Annotated in this window: 19 protein-coding genes; 10 read left to right on the top strand and 9 right to left on the bottom strand. The window is 71.1% G+C overall.

Annotated elements, in window-relative coordinates:
* A partial coding sequence (locus ABZS97_RS26945) for a sialidase family protein (RefSeq protein ID WP_356141405.1) occupies positions 1-1,225 on the bottom strand: 1,225 nt, incomplete at its 3' end.
* Between the two features lie 191 nt (positions 1,226-1,416).
* Entirely contained in the window at positions 1,417-2,334 is a 918-nt protein-coding gene (locus ABZS97_RS26940) for a zinc-binding dehydrogenase (protein WP_356141403.1), read from the bottom strand.
* An 83-nt stretch (positions 2,335-2,417) separates the two neighbouring features.
* Between ABZS97_RS26940 and ABZS97_RS26935 the strand changes: the two genes are divergently transcribed.
* Positions 2,418-2,888 (top strand): MarR family transcriptional regulator, encoded by a 471-nt coding sequence (locus tag ABZS97_RS26935; protein WP_356141401.1) that lies wholly within the window; start codon positions 2,418-2,420, stop codon positions 2,886-2,888.
* A 19-nt stretch (positions 2,889-2,907) separates the two neighbouring features.
* Entirely contained in the window at positions 2,908-3,438 is a 531-nt protein-coding gene (locus ABZS97_RS26930; RefSeq protein WP_356141399.1) for an isochorismatase family protein, read from the top strand.
* A gap of 127 nt (positions 3,439-3,565) precedes the next feature.
* Here the strand turns inward: ABZS97_RS26930 and fdhD are convergent, their stop codons facing one another.
* The 5 genes from fdhD to ABZS97_RS26905 are packed head-to-tail and all read right to left on the bottom strand — an operon-like array spanning position 3,566 to position 10,176.
* Positions 3,566-4,429 carry a formate dehydrogenase accessory sulfurtransferase FdhD gene (gene fdhD / locus ABZS97_RS26925; RefSeq protein WP_356141397.1) on the bottom strand — a complete coding sequence of 288 codons (864 nt, stop codon included), beginning with the start codon at positions 4,427-4,429 and terminating at the stop codon, positions 3,566-3,568.
* 7 nt (positions 4,430-4,436) lie between these two features.
* Entirely contained in the window at positions 4,437-5,297 is an 861-nt protein-coding gene (locus ABZS97_RS26920; RefSeq protein ID WP_356141395.1) for a 2Fe-2S iron-sulfur cluster-binding protein, read from the bottom strand.
* A gap of 28 nt (positions 5,298-5,325) precedes the next feature.
* The gene (locus ABZS97_RS26915; protein ID WP_356141393.1) at positions 5,326-7,278 is read right to left on the bottom strand and encodes an NAD(P)H-dependent oxidoreductase subunit E; all 1,953 of its coding nucleotides are present in this window, start codon (positions 7,276-7,278) and stop codon (positions 5,326-5,328) included.
* 4 nt (positions 7,279-7,282) lie between these two features.
* On the bottom strand, positions 7,283-9,208 hold the full coding sequence (locus ABZS97_RS26910) for a molybdopterin-dependent oxidoreductase (protein ID WP_356141391.1): 1,926 nt from the start codon (positions 9,206-9,208) through the stop codon (positions 7,283-7,285).
* Entirely contained in the window at positions 9,205-10,176 is a 972-nt protein-coding gene (locus ABZS97_RS26905) for a 2-dehydropantoate 2-reductase (protein ID WP_356141389.1), read from the bottom strand. Before ABZS97_RS26905 ends, ABZS97_RS26910 begins: the two co-directional genes overlap by 4 nt.
* A gap of 250 nt (positions 10,177-10,426) precedes the next feature.
* On the opposite strand from ABZS97_RS26905, the gene ABZS97_RS26900 reads away from it, so the two are divergent.
* The 4 genes from ABZS97_RS26900 to ABZS97_RS26885 all read left to right on the top strand — a co-directional run bounded on the left by ABZS97_RS26900 (position 10,427) and on the right by ABZS97_RS26885 (position 13,841).
* Complete coding sequence (locus tag ABZS97_RS26900) at positions 10,427-11,758, top strand: OFA family MFS transporter (RefSeq protein WP_356141387.1); 1,332 nt, start codon at positions 10,427-10,429, stop codon at positions 11,756-11,758.
* Positions 11,727-11,861 carry a hypothetical protein gene (locus ABZS97_RS26895; RefSeq protein ID WP_356141385.1) on the top strand — a complete coding sequence of 45 codons (135 nt, stop codon included), beginning with the start codon at positions 11,727-11,729 and terminating at the stop codon, positions 11,859-11,861. Before ABZS97_RS26900 ends, ABZS97_RS26895 begins: the two co-directional genes overlap by 32 nt.
* Positions 11,862-11,999: 138 nt before the next feature.
* Positions 12,000-12,947 (top strand): beta-ketoacyl-ACP synthase III, encoded by a 948-nt coding sequence (locus tag ABZS97_RS26890; protein WP_356141383.1) that lies wholly within the window; start codon positions 12,000-12,002, stop codon positions 12,945-12,947.
* Between the two features lie 219 nt (positions 12,948-13,166).
* On the top strand, positions 13,167-13,841 hold the full coding sequence (locus ABZS97_RS26885) for a GntR family transcriptional regulator (protein WP_356141381.1): 675 nt from the start codon (positions 13,167-13,169) through the stop codon (positions 13,839-13,841).
* Between the two features lie 57 nt (positions 13,842-13,898).
* Here ABZS97_RS26885 and ABZS97_RS26880 read toward each other — a convergent pair whose 3' ends face one another.
* Positions 13,899-15,098 (bottom strand): low temperature requirement protein A, encoded by a 1,200-nt coding sequence (locus tag ABZS97_RS26880; protein ID WP_356141379.1) that lies wholly within the window; start codon positions 15,096-15,098, stop codon positions 13,899-13,901.
* A 26-nt stretch (positions 15,099-15,124) separates the two neighbouring features.
* Entirely contained in the window at positions 15,125-15,988 is an 864-nt protein-coding gene (locus tag ABZS97_RS26875; protein WP_356141413.1) for an MOSC domain-containing protein, read from the bottom strand.
* A 256-nt stretch (positions 15,989-16,244) separates the two neighbouring features.
* Between ABZS97_RS26875 and ABZS97_RS26870 the strand changes: the two genes are divergently transcribed.
* From ABZS97_RS26870 to ABZS97_RS26855, 4 genes are all read left to right on the top strand, one after another.
* A complete protein-coding gene (locus ABZS97_RS26870; RefSeq protein WP_356141377.1) occupies positions 16,245-17,426 on the top strand; it encodes an ROK family transcriptional regulator in 1,182 nt (393 codons plus the stop codon).
* Between the two features lie 161 nt (positions 17,427-17,587).
* Positions 17,588-19,099 (top strand): sugar ABC transporter ATP-binding protein, encoded by a 1,512-nt coding sequence (locus tag ABZS97_RS26865; protein WP_356141374.1) that lies wholly within the window; start codon positions 17,588-17,590, stop codon positions 19,097-19,099.
* On the top strand, positions 19,096-20,115 hold the full coding sequence (locus ABZS97_RS26860; protein ID WP_356141371.1) for an ABC transporter permease: 1,020 nt from the start codon (positions 19,096-19,098) through the stop codon (positions 20,113-20,115). The genes ABZS97_RS26865 and ABZS97_RS26860 overlap by 4 nt, the downstream gene beginning before the upstream one ends.
* 29 nt (positions 20,116-20,144) lie before the next feature.
* Positions 20,145-21,200 carry a substrate-binding domain-containing protein gene (locus ABZS97_RS26855; protein WP_356141369.1) on the top strand — a complete coding sequence of 352 codons (1,056 nt, stop codon included), beginning with the start codon at positions 20,145-20,147 and terminating at the stop codon, positions 21,198-21,200.
* Positions 21,201-21,229 lie beyond the last annotated feature (29 nt).

Genomic DNA, 21,229 nt, shown 5'->3' with positions numbered 1-21,229 from the left:
CGGTCGTCGGGTCCGGGCCGCGGCGCGGCTTCAGCCAGTCCTCGGTGAACCTCGCGAAGCGGATCTCGTCGCGCGCGTCGACGGCGCCGCCCTCGTACATCAGGCCCACGGTGTCACCGTCGGCCCGCACCATGTCCGAGTAACCGGACCAGTCCGTGGTCACGACCGTGCCGCGGTCCACGCTGTCCCAGGTGCGGCCGCCGTCGTAGGAGGAGCGGATCATCATCGTCCGGCGGCGGTCCGGGTCGCCCGGGCAGGACAGCAGGATCCGGTCGCCCAGGCGCAGGGAGGAGCCCTGGACCTGGGGCGCGTAGAGGTCCGGGAGGTCGCGGAAGGGGGCGACGAAGCTGTCGCCGCCGTCGCGGCTGACGGCCTGGGTGCGGTGACCGAGGTCGGTGCCGTCCTGCTCGCGGCCGCTGACGAGGACGGAACCGTCGGTGCGCTCCGTGAGCGTCACCTCGGACGGCTTCTGGCGGAACGTCCCGTCGTCGGCGATGGGCCACGAGTCCGTCGCGCCGATGTCCCAGTGGTCGCCGCCGTCGTCGCTGGTGATGAGCGCCGCGTGATTGGCGGTGACCCGACTGCCGTTCCAGGTCTCGGTGTTGACGCCGAAGACGAGCCGGCCCGCGTGCCGGCCCCGGGTGAGCTGGATGCCGTGCACCGGTCCGGTGGCGTACCAGGAGTTCCAGTCCGGCGGGAGGATCTCGTCGCTGAGATCGCGCGGCCGGGACCAGGTCTGCCCGTCGTCGTCGCTGTACTGGAGGTGCGGGGTGCGGTCGCAGGGGGTGGAGCAGCTCGCGCTGTCCGTACGGCCCGTGTTGTAGGTCTCCGCCAGCAGGATCCTGCCGGTCCTGCGGTCCACGACGGGCGCCGGGTTGCCGTGCGTGTCGCCCGCGCCCTCGTTGACGACCTGGAGCGGGCCCCAGGTGCGCCCGCCGTCCTCGGACCGTTTGAGGACGATGTCGATGTCGCCCGCGTCCCCGCAGTTGTCGACCCGGCCCTCGGAGAAGGCCAGCAGGGTGCCGTCGGCGCTCTTCACGACGGCGGGAATGCGGAAGCACGCGTAGCCGGGGTCCTGGGATGCCTTGAAGAGCACCTGTTGCTCGAACTCGCCTGCTGCGGACGCCTGTTGGGCGCTCGCGGGGCTCGGCAGGGCGAGGAGGGCCGCGGTGGTGAGACCGGCGGTGAGGAGGGATCTCAGACGTGCGCGGAGGCTTGACGGCATGGTGGGGCCTGCCCTTCATACGTCTTCATGCGTCGTCATACGTCTTCATACGTAGGGACATCTAGACGTCCCACATCCGACGTCCCACGTCCAACGTGCGAGCCACAGACGCTACTTGGGCTCTCAGGCACCCCACAAGAAGCGTGCACGGGTCACGTCCGGCGGCGGCCCGGGCGCCCGGCTGCCGGACTTCAGGGGATCAGCACCACCTTGCCGAGGTTGCTTCGCGACTCGATCACCGCATGGGCCTTCGCGGCGTCCTCCAACGCGAACTCCCCGTGCACGGCGGGGCGCAGTGCGCCGTCCGCGTGCAGTCGCCACAGCTCCTGGCGCCACCGCTCGTACAACTCCGGGCGACGGCGGGCGATCAGTGCCATCTGGAAGCCGATCACGGACTTGGCGCCCACCAGCAGGTCGTACGCCTGGATCGTCCCGCCGCCCGAGCTGTACGCGACGAGCCGCCCGCCCGGCGCGAGTGCGGCGACGGCCGGGGTCAGCAGGCTGCCGCCGACCGCGTCGAGGGCGTAGTCGACCGGCTCGCCCCAGTCCGCGGAGTCGTAGGTGACCACCTCGTCGGCCCCGAGGCCGCGCACGAAGTCGGCCTTGCCGGGACCGGACACGGCGCCGGTGATACGCGACGCCCCGCGCAGCCGGGCGAGCCGGACGGCCAGATGCCCGACACCGCTCGCCGCCCCCGTCACGAGCGCCGACTCGCCGGGCTCGGGGCGCGCCGCCTCCAGGGCGCCGAGGGCGACGAGTCCGCTGCGGACGAGGGCGACGGCGTCGACGGCGCTCGCGGTGTCCGGGATCCGTGACGTCATGGCCTCGTCGAGGAGTGCGAAGTCGGCGTACCCGTGCCCGAAGCAGAGGCCGGTGACGCGTTCGCCCACGGTGAAGCGGGAGACACCCGCGCCCACGGCGACGACCTCCCCGGCGATCTCGCCGCCGAGCGCGATGGGCTCCGGGGCCTCGGTCACCTTGCGCACGACGGGCAGGGTCACGCCGATCGCCTCCACGCGTACGAGCAGCTCGCCGGGGCCGGCGGCGGCGACGGGCACCTCCTCCGTGAACAGCGGACCACCCGTGTGTTCGTACCGGACGCGACGCATCGCACCTCCAGAATTCGTTGGGAGTCCCAACGGTAGCCCGGCATTCATTGGGAAGTCCAACGATTTCTCGGTAGGGTGTGCCCATGTCCGACGCGCCCGCCCCGCCTCCCGCGCCCACCTCCGCTGCCGCGCTTCACGAGATCCGCACGCTCCCCAGCTGGCTCCTCGGCCGGGCCGCCGCCCGCGGTCGCGCTCTCGTCTCCGAGGCGCTGGCCGCCGAGGGGCAGAAGATGTGGCACCACGTGGCGCTCAGCGCCGTCGGCGACCTCGGCCCCGTCGCCCAGGCCGAGCTGGGCCGCAGCATCCACCTCGACCCCAAGGACCTGGTCGGAGTCCTCAACGACCTCCAGGGCGCCGGCCTCGTCGTCCGCGAACCGGACCCGAAGGACCGTCGCAAGAACGCGGTGTCGCTCACCGAGGAGGGCGGGCGGCTGCTGAAGCGTTGCGAGAAGGCGGCGCGCGTGGCGAACGACGCGCTGCTCTCCTCCCTGTCCGCCGCTGAGCGGGAGCAGTTCATGGACCTGTTGATCCGGATTTCCGGTACGGACGGCTGACGCGGGCTAACGTTCCGTCATGACCGAACCCCGCCTCGCCCTCGACCCGGCCCGCACGGCCCTCGTCCTCGTCGACCTGATGGACCGCATCGTCGCGCTGCCCCTGGAACCCCACAAGGGCACCGAAGTCCTCACCGTGTCCGAGGAGTTGGCCACAGCGTTCCGCTCCGCGGGAGCGCCCGTCGTGCTCATCCGTGTCGAACGACCCGGGATCGTCGAGCAGCCACCCGGCAGCGGCCTCGCCGCCGGGCTCGCGGCGGCGGGCGACATCGAGATCGTGAAGCGGACCATCGGCGGGTTCCAGGGCACCGGCCTGGACGAGCGGCTGCGCGAACGCGGCGTCACCACCCTCGTGTTCGGTGGCATCGCCACCAACCTCGGCGTCGAGTCCACCGCCCGCGCCGCCGGCGACCTCGGCTACGACCTCGTCTTCGTCCAGGACGCGATGGCCGCCTTCACCGCCGCCGAACACGACGCGTCCGTACGGCTCGACTTCCCGCGCCTGGGCACGGTGGTGACGGCCGCCGAGGTGCACTTCACCAGGGGCTGAGCACGGTCGGCTCCCCGACACCGGCTTGAGGCGCCCCGGAGGCGACCGAGCAAAGGGAGGGGCCCCGAAGGCGCAGGGGGCGCTCCCCGCCGTTCGGGGCCCCGCCGTCGTGTCGCGGCGAGCCCGGTCAGCCCTGGGCGGCCGCGGCCCGCAGAGCGATGCGGTGCTCGCCCGCGTACACGTTCATGGAGGGGCCGCGCAGGAAGCCGACCAGCGTCAGACCCGTCTCGGCGGCCAGATCGACCGCCAGGGACGACGGCGCCGAGACCGCCGCCAGGACCGGGATGCCCGCCATGACCGCCTTCTGCGCCAGCTCGAAGGAGGCGCGGCCCGACACCAGCAGAACCGTGCGGGACAGCGGCAGCTGCCCGCTTTGCAGGGCCCGTCCGACGAGCTTGTCGACCGCGTTGTGCCGGCCCACGTCCTCCCGTACGTCGAGGAGCTCGCCGTCCTCCGTGAACAGGGCCGCCGCGTGCAGACCCCCGGTCCGGTCGAACACCCGCTGGGCCGCCCGCAGCCGGTCGGGGAGGCTCGCGAGCAGCTCGGGTTCCAGCCGCACCGGGGGAGTGGTGTCGCCGAGCGTGTCGTCGATCGCCCAGCGCGCCGTCGTACGGACCGCGTCCAGGCTCGCCTTGCCGCACAGCCCGCAGGACGACGTCGTGTACACGTTCCGCTCCAGCGTGATGTCCGGGATGACGACTCCCGGCGCCGTCCGCACGTCCACCACGTTGTACGAATTCGAGCCGTCCACCGTCGCGCCGGCGCAGTACACGATGCTCTGCAGCTCGTCCGCCGCGCCCAGCACACCCTCGCTGACCAGGAAGCCCGCGGCGAGCGCGAAGTCGTCGCCCGGCGTGCGCATGGTGATCGCGAGGGCCTTGCCGTTGAGACGTATCTCCAGGGGTTCCTCGGCGACGAGTGTGTCCGGGCGGGCGGAGACGGCCCCGTCGCGGATGCGGATCACCTTGCGTCGTTCCGTGACTCGTCCCATGTCCTGATCAGCCCCGGTTCTGTACGTGCTGGTAGCCGAAACGGCCCTTGATGCAGAGGTTGCCGTGGGTCACCGGGTTGTCGTGCGGCGAGGTGACCTTCACGATCTCATTGTCCTGCACGTGCAGAGTGAGGTTGCAGCCCACTCCGCAGTACGCGCACACGGTGGTCGTCTCGGTCTGCGCGGACTCCTCCCACGTACCCGCCGCGCGCATGTCGAACTCGGACTTGAACGACAGGGCGCCGGTCGGGCACACCTCGATGCAGTTCCCGCAGTACACGCACGCCGAGTCGGTCAGCGGGGCGTCGTGCTCGACGGCGATCCGGGCGTCGAATCCGCGCCCGGAGACCGAGATCGCGAAGGTGTTCTGCCACTGGTCGCCGCAGGCGTCGACGCACTTGTAGCAGAGGATGCACTTGTCGTAGTCGCGCACGTACAGCTCGTTGTCGACCCTCGCCTCCTCATCGACACGGGCCGCGTCCGGGCCGAAGCGGTCCGGCTTCGCCTCGTACTCCTTGATCCACTCGGCCACCTGCGGCGTGGTCGACAAGTCGACCGAGGAGACGAGCAGTTCGAGGACGATTTTGCGGCTGTGCCGGGCGCGCTCGGAGCCGGTGCTCACCTCCATGCCCGCCTCCGCCTTGCGGGAGCAGGCCGGGACGAGGGTCCTGGCCCCCTCGACCTCGACCACGCAGACGCGGCACGCGTTCTTCGGGGTGAGGGTGTCGCCCTGGCAGAGGGTCGGGACGTCCTTCCCGGCGGCCCGGCAGGCGTCCAGGATCGTGGAGCCCTCGGGAACCCGGGCCTGCTCCCCGTCGAGGGTGAACTCGACGAGCCGGCGGGGGATCCCCAGCGGTATCGCGGTCATACGGCGGCCCCCGCGCGTTCGGTGCTGATCATTCGTACGCCCCCAGACGGTCGATGGCGGACTCCACGGCGTTCCACGCGGTCTGCCCGAGACCGCAGATCGAGGCGTCCCGCATGGCGCGTCCCACCTCGCGAAGAAGGGCGATGTCACCCGCGGCCTCGGCGCCCGTGCGCTCGGCGATCCGGTGCAGCGCCTCCTCCTGGCGTACGGTCCCGACCCGGCACGGCACGCACTGGCCGCACGACTCGTCGCGGAAGAACTCGGCGATCCGCAGCAGCAGCCGGGGGAGCGGAACGGTGTCGTCGAAGGCCATCACCACCCCCGAGCCGAGCGTCGTGCCCGCCTCCCGTGTGCCCTCGAAGGTGAGCGGGATGTCCAGCTCGTCGGGCCGTACGAAGCCGCCGGCCGCGCCTCCGAGGAGAACCGCGCGCAAACGCTTACGCACTCCTGCGAGCGTCAGCAGCTCACCGAGTGTCGCCCCGAACGGCAGCTCGTAGATGCCCGGCCGCTCCACGCTCCCCGACACGCAGAACAGCTTCGGCCCGGTGGACTTCTCCGTGCCGATGGTGGCGTACGCCCCCGCACCCGTCGTCAGGATCGGCAGCACGTTCACCAGCGTCTCGACGTTGTTCTCCGCGGTGGGTCTGCCGAACAAACCCTTCTCCACGGGGAAGGGCGGCTTCGAACGGGGCTCACCTCTGTAGCCCTCGATCGAGTTGAACAGGGCCGTCTCCTCCCCGCAGATGTACGCCCCCGCGCCCCGCCGTATCTCGATGTCGAAGGCGTATCCCTGCCCGAGCACGTCGTCCCCGAGCAGGCCACGCGCGCGTGCCTGCCCGATGGCGTGCTCCATGCGGTGCAGCGCGCGCGGGTACTCGCCGCGCAGATACAGGTATCCCTTGTGCGCCCCCACCGCGTACGCCGCGATCGTCATCGCCTCGACGAGCGCGTACGGGTCGCCCTCCATCAGCACCCGGTCCTTGAACGTGCCCGGTTCGGACTCGTCCGCGTTGCACACGAGATAGTGCGGATGGTCGGGCTGCGACGCCGTGGCCAGCCACTTGCGGCCGGTGGGGAAGGCGGCGCCGCCGCGGCCGACCAGGCCCGCGTCGGTGACCTCGCGGATGACGCCGCCGGGGCCGAGCGCGAAGGCCTGGCGCAGGGCGCTGTAGCCGCCGTGGGCTCGGTAGTCGTCGAGGGAGGCGGGATCGACGACGCCGACGCGGGACAGCAGGACCAGGCCGCCCTGACCGGCCTGGGGGACCGCCATGGCGGCGGACGGCTCGGCGGGGGCGGTCTCGGGGGCGGTGGCGGCGAGGACGACGGTGTCGATATCGGCGGCACCGACGACAGCGGTGGCTGCTTCCAGCCTGTCCGGCGTTTGAGGACTGGGCCGTTCAGGCCGATAAGGGGGTCTGGGGGCGGAGCCCCCGGTTTCGGGACGGGAAGGGGCGGCGGCGGCGAGGCCCGCCGCAGGCGCACCCGGCCCCGCGGCGGCACCCGCCCGCACCACCAACGCGGCCGGCGCCCGCTCGCACAACCCCAGACAAGGACTCCGCTCCACACTCACCCCGCTGCCGAGCCCGAGCCGCGCCTCGACCCCCGCACACAGCTCGGCCGCCCCGGCACCCGCGCAGGCGAGGTCCGTGCAGACGTGCAGCACCGTCGCGGGCCGCGGCTTGAGGGAGAACAGGGAGTAGAACGTGGCGACCCCGTACGCCTCGGCCGGCGGGACGGTGAGGCGCCGGCAGAGGTAGTCGAGAGCCCCCTCGCTGATCCACCCGACGCGGTCGTTGAGGGCGTGCAGCCCCGGCAACAGCAGATCACGGCGCTCCCGGGCCTCCCGGCCACCGCGCGCCCACCGCAAATCGGCGTCCGACCTGTCGGCGCCTTCCCACGAGGACTCCGGAGGGCCGAGCAGCGCGTCGACCGCCGCCCGCTCCTCGTCCGTCGGTTTGCTGTCACCGAAGTGCAGGTCCACCACATCACCTCACTTGCATCGCAGCGGGCAGCTTCTCGATCCGGATGGCCGACGCCTTGAACTCCGCCGTGCCCGCGATCGGGCAGTTGGCCTCGATCGTCAGCTGGTTGGTGTCCACCTCGTCGGGAAAGTGCATGGTCATGAACGCGAGCCCGGGCCGCAGCGCCGTGTCGACCCACACGGGTGCCACCACGGCCCCGCGCCGGGACGAGACCCGGACCTCCTCGCCCACCGCGACCCCGTAGCGCTCGGCGTCCTCCGGGCACAGCTCGACGAACTCGCCGCGCCGCAGCGGGGAGGCGAAACCACCGCTCTGCACACCGGTGTTGTACGAGTCGAGGCGGCGCCCGGTGGTGAGCCGGATCGGGTACTGCTCGTCCGTGAGGTCGACGGGCGGATCGTGCGCGACGAGCCCGAAGGGCGCGAGAAGCCCCCTCTTCGCGGGATCCGCCTCCCACAACCGCCCGTGCAGATACGTCGGTTCGAGCCGGTCCGTCTGCGGGCAGGGCCACTGGATGCCCTGGTGTTCCTCAAGGCGCTCGTACGTCATCCCGTAGTGGTCCGGCGACACCGACCGCAGCTCGTTCCAGACGGTCTCGGAGTCCGCGTACTTCCACTCGTGCCCCAGGCGCGAGGCCAGGTCGCAGATGATGTCGACGTCCTCGCGCGCCTCGCCGGGCGGTGTGACGGCCCGGCGTACCCGCTGGACCCGCCGCTCGCTGTTGGTCGTCGTGCCCTCCGTCTCGGCCCACCCGGCGGTCGCGGGGAGCACGACGTCCGCCAACTCGGCCGTCTTCGTGAGGAAGATGTCCTGGACGACGAGGAAGTCGAGGTTGCGCAGCCGCCGCATCGCCTGCTCGCTGTCGGCCTCCGACTGCGCGGGGTTCTCACCGATGCAGTAGACGGCCTTGAGGGCGCCCTCCTCCATGGCCTCGAACATCTCGGTGAGGTTCAGCCCGTAGCGGGGTTGGATGACGGTGTCCCAGGCGGACTCGAACCTCAGCCGGGCATCGGGGTCGAGGATGTCGTGGAAGCCGGGCAGCCGGTTGGGGATGGCTCCCATGTCGCCGCCGCCCTGCACGTTGTTCTGGCCGCGCAGGGGCTGGAGCCCGGAGCCGTGGCGGCCCACGTGCCCGGTCAGCAGGGACAGGTTGATCAGTGCGCGGACGTTGTCGGTGCCGTTGTGGTGCTCGGTGATGCCGAGCGTCCAGCACAGCTGGGCCCGCTCCGCCCGTGCGTAGGCGTGCGCCAACTCCCGTATGGCTGCGGCCGGTACGCCCGTCACCTTCTCGGCGAGCGACAGCGTCCATGGCTCGACGAGTGTCCGGTACGCCTCGAAGCCGGACGTGGCCCGGTCGATGAACGCCTGGTTGGCGAGGCCCGCGTGGATGATCTCGCGGCCGATCGCGTGCGCCATCGGGATGTCGGTGCCGACGTTCAGCCCGAGCCAGCTCTCCGCCCACTCGGCGGTGCTCGTGCGGCGCGGATCGACCGCGTACATCCGCGCCCCGTTGCGGATCCCCTTGAGCACGTGCTGGAAGAAGATCGGGTGCGCGAAGCGGGCGTTGGAGCCCCACATCACGACGAGGTCGGTGTGCTCGACCTCCGCGTACGAGGAGGTGCCGCCGCCCGAGCCGAAGGCCGCCGTGAGACCGGCGACGCTCGGTGCGTGGCAGGTGCGGTTGCAGGAGTCCACGTTGTTCGTGCCCATCACGACCCGCGCGAACTTCTGTGCCACATAGTTCATTTCGTTGGTCGCGCGGGCGCAGGAGAACATCCCGAACGCGCCGCGCGCCGCGTCCAGGCCGGCGGCCGCACGGGTCAGCGCCTCGTCCCAGGTGGCGGGGCGGAAGGGTTCGTCGCGGGAGTCGCGGATCAAGGGATGCGTAAGTCGGTTGTAGGTCTTGGGAGTTCGGTCGCGTTTCCTCATGCGGCGGTCCTCAATGCGAGCAGGTCCGAGATGGCGTGGACGGTCCGCAGCGTCGGCACGGGGACGCCGGTGATGTCCGCCAGCTCGACGACGGCGGCGAGCAGGACGTCGAGTTCGAGCGGCTTGCCGCGCTCCAGGTCCTGGAGCGTGGAGGTGCGGTGGTCGCCGACGCGTTCGGCCCCGGCCAGCCGCCGTTCGATGGAGACGCCGACCTCACAGCCCAGCGCCTCGGCTACGGCGAGCGTCTCGGTCATCATGATCTCGATGACCTTGCGGGTGCCGCCGTGCAGGCACATCTGCCGCATCGTGGCGCGGGCCAGCGCGCTGATGGGGTTGAAGGAGATGTTGCCCAGCAGCTTGAGCCAGATGTCGTTGCGCAGGTCCGGTTCGACCGGGCACTTGAGTCCGCCCGCCCGCATGGCCTCGCTGAACGCCAGGCAGCGCTGCGAGATCGAGCGGTCGGGCTCGCCGACGGAGAACCGGGTGCCTTCGAGATGGCGTACGACTCCCGGCCCTGCCAGCTCGGTCGCGGCGTACACCACACACCCGATGGCCCGTTCGGGCGCGATCACCGCACTGACCGCGCCGCCGGGGTCCACGCTCTCGACGCGGTGGCCGTCGTGCGGGCCGCCGTGCCGGTGGAAGTACCACCACGGGATGCCGTTCTGGGCGGCGATCACCGCGGTGGTGTCGTGCAGCAGGGGCTCGATCAGCGGCCCGCACGCCGCGTACGAGTTGGCCTTCAGGCCCAGCAGGACGAAGTCGACCGGGCCCACCTCGGCCGGGTCGTCGGTGGCATGGGCCCGCGCGGTGAAGTCGCCGCGTGGACTGAGGACCTGGACGCCGTCGCGCCTCATGGCCGCGAGATGCGGTCCACGGGCGATGAGATGCACATCGGCGCCCGCGCGGTGCAGCGCGGCGCCGACGTAGGCGCCGATCGCACCGGCGCCGAGAACTGCGACTTTCACGGTGGCTCGCTCCGTTCGGTCGAGGGTACCGAGGAACTGCCGAACACTGTCGACGAAATATTGTCTACAGTATGGAAGTTGGACCAGCAAGACTTCGCGCAGCACTGAACGCGGTCCCGGGCCCGTTGCCGGGCCCGTCTCGCTCCACCCGCGCCCCCGCCGACCGTTCGCCGCTTCCTGCATACCGCTCACCGCATACGGTCGACGCGCAGGTTCTCAACTCCCTTGATCCTTCCTATCCTCCGGGATCATGAGCCCCCCTCTCGCACCGGCCGGCTGGAGCCGCTGGCTCGTTCCGCCCGCAGCCCTGTCGGTCCACCTCTCCATCGGCCAGGCCTACGCCTGGAGCGTGTTCAAGCCGCCGCTCGAATCCGCGCTCGGCCTCAGCGGCACCCAGAGCGCGCTCCCCTTCCAGCTCGGCATCGTCATGCTCGGCCTGTCCGCCGCGTTCGGCGGCACGCTCGTGGAGCGCAACGGGCCGCGCTGGGCGATGACCGTCGCCCTCGTCTGCTTCTCCTCCGGCTTCCTGATCGCCGCGCTCGGCGCTGCCACCGAGCAGTTCTGGCTGATCGTGTTCGGCTACGGCTTCGTGGGCGGCATCGGCCTCGGCATCGGCTACATCTCGCCCGTCTCGACACTGATCAAGTGGTTCCCGGACCGACCCGGCATGGCCACCGGGATCGCGATCATGGGCTTCGGCGGCGGTGCGCTGATCGCCTCGCCGTGGTCCGCGCAGATGCTGAAGTCCTTCGGCTCCGACTCGCACGGCATCGCGCTCGCGTTCCTCGTGCACGGACTGACGTACGCCGTCTTCATGACCCTCGGTGTGCTGCTGGTGCGCGTACCGCGCAGCGAGAAGCCCGTCGAGAGCGCGCCGAGTGCGTTCGAGGGCGTCCAGGTCTCGGCCCGCAACGCCGTGCGCACCCCGCAGTTCTGGTGCCTGTGGGTCGTGCTGTGCATGAACGTGACCGCGGGCATCGGCATCCTGGAGAAGGCCGCCCCGATGATCACGGACTTCTTCGCGGACACCTCCACACCGGTGTCGGCCTCCGCGGCGGCCGGATTCGTCGCGCTGCTCTCGGCGGCCAACATGGCGGGCCGTATCGGCTGGTCGTCGACGTCCGACCTGATCGGCCGCAAGAACATCTACCGCGTCTACCTCGGCGTGGGCGCCCTGATGTACGCGCTCATCGCGTGGTTCGGGGACTCCTCGAAGCCGCTGTTCATCGTGTGCGCGCTGGTGATCCTCTCCTTCTACGGCGGCGGGTTCGCGACCGTCCCCGCCTACCTGAAGGACCTCTTCGGCACCTACCAGGTCGGCGCGATCCACGGCCGGCTGCTCACCGCCTGGTCCACCGCCGGTGTCCTCGGCCCGCTGATCGTCAACTGGATCGCCGACCGGCAGGAGGACGAGGGCAAACACGGTTCGGCCCTCTACGGCCTCTCCTTCATGATCATGATCGGGCTGCTCGTCGTCGGTTTCGTCGCCAACGAGCTCGTCCGGCCCGTCCACACCCGTCACCACATCCCCGCACCGAGGGAGGCCGCCGATGTCCGGCGAGAACAGTCCGAGTCCGCCTGACCGCCGTGGGCTGATCGCCTTCGCCTGGCTGTGGGTGGGCGCGCCGCTCTGCTACGGCCTGTACGAACTCGTACAGAAGGCGACTCAGTTGTTCACGGGGTAGCTGTTCGGGCCGTCCGAAGGGCTGACAGAAGCCGACAAGCCTGACGCGGTTTTCCTGTCCCTTCGCCTGCCGTCGTACCCGTGAGTCACTGATCAGACTGGTGGATCCCGCTACCCAAGGCAACGAGGGGGACCACCCATGAACGGCACGCGGATCGCCGCCGTCGGCCACTACCAGCCCGCCAAGGTACTCACCAACGAGGACCTGGCGGGCCTGGTCGACACCAGCGACGAGTGGATCACGAGCCGGGTGGGTATCCGCACGCGCCACATCGCCGGGCCCGACGAGCCGGTCGACGAGCTGGCCGCGCACGCGGCGGCCAAGGCGCTCGCGGCGGCGGGCCTGGACCCGGCCGACATCGACCTGGTCCTCGTCGCCACCTCCACGGCCGTCGACCGCTCGCCGAACATGGCCGCCCGGGTAGCCGCCCGTCTGGGGATCCCCTCCCCGGCCGCCATGGACGTCAACGTGGTCTGCGCGGGCTTCACGCACGCCCTCGCGACCGCCGACCACACCGTACGGGCGGGCGCCGCCACCCGTGCGCTGGTCATCGGCGCCGACAAGATGTCCGACGTCGCGGACTGGACCGACCGTACGACCTGCGTCCTGGTCGGCGACGGCGCGGGCGCCGCCGTGGTCGAGGCGGTCCCCGACGGGGAGACGCCCGGCATCGGGCCGGTGCTGTGGGGATCGGTGCCCGAGATGGGCAACGCGGTGCGCATCGAGGGCACGCCCGCGCGGTTCGCGCAGGAGGGCCAGAGCGTCTACCGGTGGGCCACCACCAAGCTCCCGCCGATCGCGCGGCAGGCCTGCGAGCGCGCCGGTCTCGCACCCGAGGAGCTCGCCGGGGTCGTGCTGCACCAGGCGAACCTGCGCATCATCGAGCCCCTCGCCGGGAAGATCGGCGCGGTGAACGCCGTCGTCGCGCGCGATGTCGTCGACTCCGGGAACACCTCGGCCGCGAGCATCCCGCTCGCCTTCTCCAAGCTCGTGGAGCGCGGCGAGATCCGCAGCGGCGACCCCGTGCTGCTGTTCGGCTTCGGCGGAAACCTGTCGTACGCCGGACAGGTCGTCCGCTGCCCCTGACGTGTGCGTGCACTGCCCCTGAGGTGCGCGTACGGCCGCCCCTCACGTGTGCCTACGTCCCTGTGTGACGAGCCCGACTTCTCCTCCCCATGGCCATTGTGCGCCGTAGACTGTAGACGAAAGACAATTCATACTGGCTTTCCGGATGCGGCGCCGCCGCCGTCGTCACCGCCACGGTCGACGGAGTCCCTGGCCCCGCTGCCCAGGAGGGGAACCGCGATGTTGTCGACAGGACTGCCGCAGGGGGCGGTGCCCAAGCTCGAACGGCCCGGCCCGCTGCGCGACCGCGTCTACGAGGCACTGCTCGAACTCATCACCACGCGTGCCCTCCAGCCGGGCCAGCACCTGGTCGAGAGCGAACTCGCCGGGCACCTCGGTGTCTCCCGGCAGCCTGTGCGCGAGGCGCTGCAGCGGCTGAACACCGAGGGCTGGGTCGATCTGCGGCCCGCCCAGGGCGCGTTCGTCCATGAGCCGACGGAGGCGGAGGCCGACCAGCTCCTCACCGTCCGTACGCTCCTGGAGGCCGAGGCCGCCCGGCTCGCCGCGGCGAGCGCGGGCACCGCCGGCATCACCGTGCTGGAGGAGCTGTGCACCGAGGGCGAGCGCGCCGTAGCCGCCGACGACGTGGACGCCGCGGTCGCCATGAACGCCCGCTTCCACGCGAAGGTCATGGAACTGGCGGGCAACACGGTCCTCGCCGAACTGGCCGCGCAGGTCGACCGCCGCGTCCGCTGGTACTACACACCGGTCGCCCGGCAGCGCGGCCGCCAGTCCTGGATCGAGCACCGCGACCTCATCGCGGCCATCGCCGACCGCGACGAGACGCGCGCCACCCAGGTCATGCGAGCCCACACGGAGCACACGCGCAAGACGTACCACGAGCGCGAGAAGTAGCCGGCCGCACGGCACGCGCCGCACACGTCGGAGAGGCGCGCGCGTGGCCCGTGACGGTCAGGCGCCTTCCGCAGCCGTGTCCGCAGTTGTGCACGGAGCCCAGCGTGCCTCTGCCGCCAGCATCGCGACCAACACGGCCACCAGGGCCAGTAGTTCGGCGGCCGCGGAGAGGTGGACGCCGAGCAGTGCGGTGGCCAGGACCACGGGCACGGCTGCGGCGCGGTGGCTCACCGGGAGGAGCCGCAGGACCGTGCGGAAGGCCACGTCCCCGGCGAGGAACAGCGCGACCCCGCCCGCGAGGGCGAGCGCAGGGCCGGTGTGCAGGTGCTCGGTGAGGTGCCCCAGCGACTTCTTGACGCCCGCCGCGAGAGCGGCGATGCCCAGCAGCATCGGCAGGAAGGCGTAGTAGTAGGCGTTCATCGCAAGGCGCCAGCGCCGGTCCGGCGGCGTCGCCGTGAACACGGCCTCCGCCCGGTCCTCGTCGCGCACGAAGTACGTCCACCACAGCGCGCCCGCCAGGGCCAGGGAGAGGAACGCGCCGCCGAACAGGCCCGCGGTGAGCGGCTGATCGCCGATGCCGATTCCGATCGCGATGACGGACTCGCCGAAGGCGACGATCAGCAGCAGTCCGTGCCGCTCCACGAAGTGGGCCGGGTTCAGGCCGCCCAACTGGGCGCGCAGATGGGCGGCTTCGCGCCCGTCCCGGCGCCGCGGGCCGTGCTCGGCGAAGAACGGCGTGACGAACTGCAGCACGATCGCGAGCAGCCACAGCCCGTCCGCGGCCGGGCCGTCGAGGAGCCCGGCGGCCGTGACCGACAGCGCGGCCAGCGAGTTGGGCACCGCGTACCAGACGACGTCGCGGCCGTGGCTTCGGGTGTAGAGCGCGCTGTGCACGAGGACGACGCCCAGGAAGCCGAGCCCGAAGACCACGCCGCCGTCGTCGAAGGCCCGGGGAATGGCCAGCGCGCACACCAGGAACGCGGCCATGCCCAGCATCAGCAGGAGGCGTCGCGAAGGGCGGTCGGGCGGCACCTGGTTGGTGAGATACGCGTAGGCGCCGTACATCCAGAACAGTACGACGAAGATCAGCGCGACCCGCCCCGCCGTCGCGAACGACAGGTCGGCGGCGAGCAGCACGGTGATCTGCGTGAGCGTGAAGACGAAGACCAGATCGAAGAAGAGCTCCAGGGTGCTGACCCGTTGGGCCGCCCTGCCGGTGTCGGCCCCTGGTCGTGACTCCGTGGCGTGCTCGGTCATGCGTTCCCCCTGATGTGGTGTCGGCGTCACGACAGCAGGTCAGGGCGCGGCTGTCCAGCAGAATCCGAGATCCGGACGGTGTCCCCGAGCCGCACCGGGCCGGGCCGCAGGACCTGGGCGTAGACGCCGGCGCAGGGTTCCGGGGCCCGGCCCGGCAGCGCGGGGACGCGGTGGTGCTCGGCGAGCGTGCGCAGGGCGTGCGGGTCGCGCGGCAGCGAGCCGTGCGCGAGGGTCGGCACCGCGCAGCGCGGCGTCGAGGCCACCACGCGCAGCGCGAGCCGGTCACCGATCCTCAACTCCCCGCCGAACCACCCATGGTCCACGAATCCCACCCCGTCCGTGTCGATCACGACGTTGGGGCGGTAGCGCTGCACCTCCACGGCCCCGCGCGGATGCAGCGCGCCCACCCGGGCGAGGGTCGAGGTGCTCATCAGGTGGAGCGGCGCGAAGTCGAAGAACGTACCGGCGGGAGACGCCGAGCCGAACTGCACGACATCGGCGTCCACTTCGGCGTCCACGCCCGCACGCAGGACCTCCTCGGGCCGGGACCGGTCCAGCGTGCCCTGCGGCGGCGGTGTGCCGATCAGGGTGACCGCCCGGCCCACGATCGCCGAGAGCGCCTCGTCGACGTCCGTGTCGGTGCTCCGCAGAACCGTGCCGTCGGGCGCGGTGATGCGTGTCGCGAACTCCTCCGGTGTCGCCGTGCAGGTGAGCAGGGTCCGCCACAGCCGGGGGTTCTTGGCGCTGGCGACCTTGCCCGTCTCCCGGTCCAGGAGGGCGAGGCGCCGGTCGCCGGCCAGCCCGCGATCGGTCACCTCGGCGACCTGGATCCGCTGCCCCAGCATCGACTTGACCGGATGCCGCCACAGCGCACCCACGGTCCCCAACACCCTCTCCATGCCCACCCCGTCATCAACTCCGCACGTCAGTGGCCCCATTGTGCTGCCTGTGCACGGAGTCGCGACTCTCGACTTTGTCCTGAGAGTGGAGAAAGTTGAAAGCAATTCGTGCACGACTTCTTCCCACTCCATGCGGCCGCTGCTACGTTCGCCTCGAAAGCAAGCCGGAGAATCGGCCGGAACCCGACGGGCGCAAGCCGCTCAACCGGGTGTGGGCCGACCGAGCGGGGAGGGGCACGTGAGACGTATGACGGCACGACCCGCCAACGCCCACCAGGCGCGGCTGCTGCGGCTGTTGCGCGACGGCGGCCCCAACTCCCGTGCCCAGCTCGGTGATCAGATCGACCTCTCCCGGTCCAAGCTCGCCGTCGAGGTCGAACGGCTGCTGGAGACCGGGCTCGTGGTGGCCGACGGCCTCGCCGCATCCCGCGGTGGCCGCCGCTCCCACAACGTCCGCCTCGCCCCCGCACTCCGCTTCCTCGGCGTCGACATCGGGGCGACCTCGATCGATGTCGCCGTCACCAACGCCGAGCTGGAGATCCTGGGGCACATCAACCAGCCCATGGACGTCCGCGAGGGCCCGGTCGCCGTGTTCGAGCAAGTCCTCACCATGGCCGCCAAGTTGAAGGCCTCCGGGCTCGCGGAGGGATTCGACGGCGCCGGCATCGGCGTCCCGGGTCCGGTCCGCTTCCCCGAGGGCGTGCCGGTCGCGCCGCCGATCATGCCCGGCTGGGACGGCTTCCCGGTGCGCGAGGCGCTCAGCCAGGACCTCGGCTGCCCGGTCATGGTCGACAACGACGTGAACCTGATGGCGATGGGGGAGCAGCACGCGGGCGTCGCCCGCTCCGTGGGTGACTTCCTCTGCGTCAAGATCGGCACGGGCATCGGCTGCGGCATCGTCGTCGGCGGCGAGGTCCACCGCGGTGTGACCGGCAGCGCCGGCGACATCGGACACATCCAGGCCGTGCCCGACGGACGCCCCTGCGCCTGCGGCAACCGGGGCTGCCTGGAAGCCCACTTCAGCGGCGCCGCGCTTGCCCGCGACGCCACGGAGGCCGCTCAGCAGGGCCTCTCCCAGGACCTGGCGACGCGTCTGGAGGCGACCGGCAGCCTGAGCGCCGTCGACGTCGCCGCCGCGGCCGCCGCCGGCGACGCCACCGCACTCGCCCTGATCCGCGAGGGCGGAGACCGCACCGGCCAGGTCCTCGCCGCGCTCGTCTCCTTCTTCAACCCCGGCCTGGTGGTGATCGGCGGCGGGGTGACGGGTCTCGGCCACACCCTGCTCGCCGCGATCCGCACCCAGGTCTACCGCCAGTCACTGCCGCTCGCGACCGGCAATCTGCCCATTGTGCTGGGCGAGTTGGGCCCCACCGCCGGAGTCATCGGCGCGGCCCGGCTCATCAGCGACCACCTGTTCTCGCCCGCGTAGCAACGCCTCCCCGACGCCACCTCCCGCAGGCAACATCCCGTACGCAACATCCCGTACGACGTCGCCCGCACAGCGCCCCGCTCCGCCACGCCCTGAACCTGCTTGCTCGTGTAAGCGCCCTGCCCTGGATCCGGCCCGCACGCCCGCCGAGGGGAACCGTCATGGCACCAGAACCACCCCTGCTCACCATGTCCGGCATCACCAAGTCGTTCCCCGGCGTCCGGGCCCTCGACGGCGTCGACCTCGACGTCCAGGCCGGCGAGGTGCACTGTCTGCTCGGCCAGAACGGGGCGGGCAAGTCCACCCTCATCAAGGTCCTCGCCGGCGCCCACCAGCCCGACGACGGAACGATCACCTGGCGCGGTGAACCGGCCGTGCTGAGGTCGCCGATCGCCGCCATGCGCCTCGGCATCGCCACCATCTACCAGGAACTCGACCTGGTGGAGGGACTGTCGGTGGCCGAGAACGTCCACCTCGGGCACGAGCCCACGGCCGCCGGGTTCGTCGTACGCGGAAAGGTGGCGAAGAGCTCGACAGCCGCCCTGCTCAAGCGGCTCGGGCACAGCGAGATCGACCCCGGACGCCTCGTCGGCGACCTCTCGGCCGCCCAGCAGCAGATCGTCTCCATGGCGAGGGCGCTCTCCCACGACGTACGCCTCATCGTCATGGACGAGCCGTCCGCCGCCCTCGACCCCGACGAGGTCGACAACCTCTTCCGCATCGTGGGCGATGTGACCGCGGACGGCGTCGCCGTCGTCTACATCTCGCACCGGCTGGAGGAGATCCGCCGCATCGGCGACCGGGTGACCGTCCTGAAGGACGGCCGGGCGGTGGCGGGCGGACTGCCCGCGAAGTCCACGCCCACCCGCGACGTCGTGGCCCTGATGACCGGACGCAACGTCGAGTACGTCTTCCCGCAACGACCCGCGGCCGCAGCCCCCGGCGAACCGGTGCTGACAGTGCAAGGCCTGGCCAGAGAGGGGGAGTTCGCGCCCCTCGACCTCCAGCTGCGTCCCGGCGAGATCGTCGGACTGGCCGGGCTGGTCGGCTCCGGACGCTCCGAGATCCTGGAGACCATCTACGGAGCGCGCCGGCCGAGCGCCGGTCAAGTCACCGTGGACGGACGCCCGTTGCGGCCAGGCAGCGTACGGGCCGCCGTCCGCGCAGGACTTGGGCTCGCTCCCGAGGAACGCAAGGCACAGGCCCTGCTGATGCTGGAGTCCGTGACCCGCAACGTGTCGGTGTCCTCCATGTCCCGCTTCTCGCACGGGGGTTGGATCGACCGGGGCGCCGAACGCCGGGCGGCCCGCACCGCGACACGTGAGCTGTCCCTGCGCCCCGACAACCCGGCGGTACCCGTGCGCACCCTGTCCGGCGGCAACCAGCAGAAGGCGGTCCTGGCACGCTGGTTGCTGCGCGGCTGCAAGGTGCTGCTGCTTGACGAACCGACCCGCGGCGTCGACGTCGGGGCCCGCGCCGAGCTGTACGCGGTCATCCGCCGCCTCGCCGACGAAGGCCTCGCCGTGCTGCTGGTCTCCAGCGAGGTGCCCGAGGTCCTCGGCCTCGCCGACCGTGTCCTGGTGCTCCGCGAGGGCAGCGTCGTCCACACGGCGCCCGCCCGCGAACTCGACGAACACCGCGTCCTCGACCTGGTCATGGAAGGAACCTCATGACGCAGCCCGCGTCCCCGCCCCGGGACCGTACCGACAAGGTGCCCTCGACGGCACCGCTCCCCGCGTGGCGGACGCTCGCGGCCCACGCCGACGTCCGCACCCTCTCCCTCCTCGGCGTGCTCGCCGCACTGATCGTCATCGGCGGCATCACCAAGCCCGACGAGTTCCTCGACACCCGCAACCTCCAACTCGTCCTCACCCAGGCCTCGGTGATCGGCGTCGTCACGGTCGGCATGACCTTCGTCATCACCTCCGGCGGCATCGACCTCTCGGTCGGCGCGATCGTCGCGCTCTCCTCGGTGTGGGCGACGACGCTCGCCACCCAGGAGTACGGCTTCGCCGGCATCCTCTTCACCGCGGTGCTCGTGGGCGTGGGCTGCGGACTGGTCAACGGACTGCTGATCGCGTACGGCGCGATGGTCCCCTTCATCGCCACCCTCGCCATGCTCGCCTCAGCCCGCGGACTCGCCCTCCAGATCACCGACGGCAGGACCCAGATCGTCTCCGTGGAAGGGGTGTTGAAGCTTGGCGAGCGCGACGCGTACGTCCTCGGCATACCGCCGCTGGTCCTCGTCTTCGCCGTCGTCACGGTCATCGGCTGGCTGATTCTCAACCGCACCACATTCGGCCGGCGCACGGTCGCCGTCGGCGGCAACGCCGAGGCGGCACGGCTCGCGGGCATCGACGTACGGCGCCAGCGGCTCTACCTCTACCTCCTGTCCGGACTGTGCTGCGGCATCGCCGCGTTCCTGCTGATCATCCTGTCCGGCTCGGGCCAGAACACCAACGGCAACCTCTACGAACTCGACGCCATCGCCGCCGCGATCATCGGCGGCACGCTGCTCACCGGCGGCCGGGGCACCATCACCGGCTCCGTGCTCGGCGTCCTGATCTTCACCACGATCACCAACATCTTCGCCCTCAACAACCTGCAGAGCGACGTCCAGCAGATCGCCAAGGGCGCGATCATCGTCGCCGCCGTGCTGGTCCAGCGCCGTACCGCGAGCACGACCTGAGGAAAGGGTTCACCGCCATGCCAGAGTCGATGCCATACCTGAGCCGGACAGCTGTCGCGAGCCGCAGGGGACTGCTCTTCGGAACCGCCGCCGTCTCGGCCGGTGCCCTCCTCACCGGCTGCACCAGCAACGACCCCAAGGACGAGAAGCCCGCCGCGGACGACCAGCCGGCCGCCGACGACAAGCCCGGCAAGCACGTCACCATCGGCTTCGCGGGCCCCCAGGCCGACCACGGCTGGCTCAACGCCATCAACGACAACGCCAAGAACCGCGCGAAGAAGTACTCGGACGTATCGCTGGAGATCACCGAGGGCTCCAACGACACGGCAGCGCAGATCGGCCAGATCGAGACGCTGATCAACAAGAAGGTCGACGTCCTGGTGGTGCTCCCCGCCGACGGCAAGGCGCTCACCCAGGTCGGCCTCAAGGCCATGCGCGCCGGAATCCCCGTCGTCAACCTCGACCGCATCTTCAACTCCCCGCAGGCGTACCGCTGTTGGATAGGCGGCGACAACTACGGCATGGGTCTGAGCGCCGGCAGCTACATCGGCGAGAAGCTCAAGGACAAGAAGGACGCCCGGGTCATCGAACTGGCCGGGCTCGACAACCTCGAACTCACCAAACAGCGCACCCAGGGCTTCGACGCGGCCCTCAAGAACTACCCCAACATCAGGAAGGTGGCCCGTCAGGCCGCAGACTTCACCGTCGAGTCCGGCCAGGCCAAGATGGCCCAACTCCTGCAGGCGCAACCGAAGTTCGACGCGGTGTGGAACCACGACGACGACCAGGGCGTGGGCGCGCTGCGCGCCATCAAGCAGGCCGGGCGCGACGACTTCCTGATGGTCGGCGGCGCGGGCGCCCTCTCCGCCTTCCAGGCCATCAAGGCCGACAACAGCGTGCTGAAGGCCACGGTGCTGTATCCGCCGACGATGGCCGCCTCCGCGATCGACCTGGCCCGCGCGCTCGGCCAGGGCAAGGGGATCGGCGGCCTCGCCGAGTTCGAGATCCCGGCGTCGCTCACCCTCTACTCCGCCGTCGTCGACAAGGACAACGTCGGCCAGTACATGGCCACCGGCTTCAGGTGATCCGCCCCGCCCGCACCCCCCACCGCGCC

It is taken from the genome of Streptomyces sp. NPDC005485 (genome assembly GCF_040606085.1).
In the GTDB taxonomy this organism is placed as follows: Bacteria; Actinomycetota; Actinomycetes; order Streptomycetales; family Streptomycetaceae; genus Streptomyces.
The sequence above is the reverse complement of the archived record's forward strand: the minus strand, read 5'-3'. Positions and strand labels throughout refer to the sequence as shown.

Coding starts and splice junctions, on each gene's coding strand:
- ABZS97_RS26940 (WP_356141403.1), bottom strand. CDS start 2,334: ATGCGTCGCGTCCGGTACGAACACACGGGTGGTCCGCTGTTCACGGAG.
- ABZS97_RS26935 (WP_356141401.1), top strand. CDS start 2,418: ATGTCCGACGCGCCCGCCCCGCCTCCCGCGCCCACCTCCGCTGCCGCG.
- ABZS97_RS26930 (WP_356141399.1), top strand. CDS start 2,908: ATGACCGAACCCCGCCTCGCCCTCGACCCGGCCCGCACGGCCCTCGTC.
- fdhD (WP_356141397.1), bottom strand. CDS start 4,429: ATGGGACGAGTCACGGAACGACGCAAGGTGATCCGCATCCGCGACGGG.
- ABZS97_RS26920 (WP_356141395.1), bottom strand. CDS start 5,297: ATGACCGCGATACCGCTGGGGATCCCCCGCCGGCTCGTCGAGTTCACC.
- ABZS97_RS26910 (WP_356141391.1), bottom strand. CDS start 9,208: ATGAGGAAACGCGACCGAACTCCCAAGACCTACAACCGACTTACGCAT.
- ABZS97_RS26900 (WP_356141387.1), top strand. CDS start 10,427: ATGAGCCCCCCTCTCGCACCGGCCGGCTGGAGCCGCTGGCTCGTTCCG.
- ABZS97_RS26895 (WP_356141385.1), top strand. CDS start 11,727: ATGTCCGGCGAGAACAGTCCGAGTCCGCCTGACCGCCGTGGGCTGATC.
- ABZS97_RS26890 (WP_356141383.1), top strand. CDS start 12,000: ATGAACGGCACGCGGATCGCCGCCGTCGGCCACTACCAGCCCGCCAAG.
- ABZS97_RS26885 (WP_356141381.1), top strand. CDS start 13,167: ATGTTGTCGACAGGACTGCCGCAGGGGGCGGTGCCCAAGCTCGAACGG.
- ABZS97_RS26880 (WP_356141379.1), bottom strand. CDS start 15,098: ATGACCGAGCACGCCACGGAGTCACGACCAGGGGCCGACACCGGCAGG.
- ABZS97_RS26870 (WP_356141377.1), top strand. CDS start 16,245: ATGACGGCACGACCCGCCAACGCCCACCAGGCGCGGCTGCTGCGGCTG.
- ABZS97_RS26865 (WP_356141374.1), top strand. CDS start 17,588: ATGGCACCAGAACCACCCCTGCTCACCATGTCCGGCATCACCAAGTCG.
- ABZS97_RS26860 (WP_356141371.1), top strand. CDS start 19,096: ATGACGCAGCCCGCGTCCCCGCCCCGGGACCGTACCGACAAGGTGCCC.
- ABZS97_RS26855 (WP_356141369.1), top strand. CDS start 20,145: ATGCCATACCTGAGCCGGACAGCTGTCGCGAGCCGCAGGGGACTGCTC.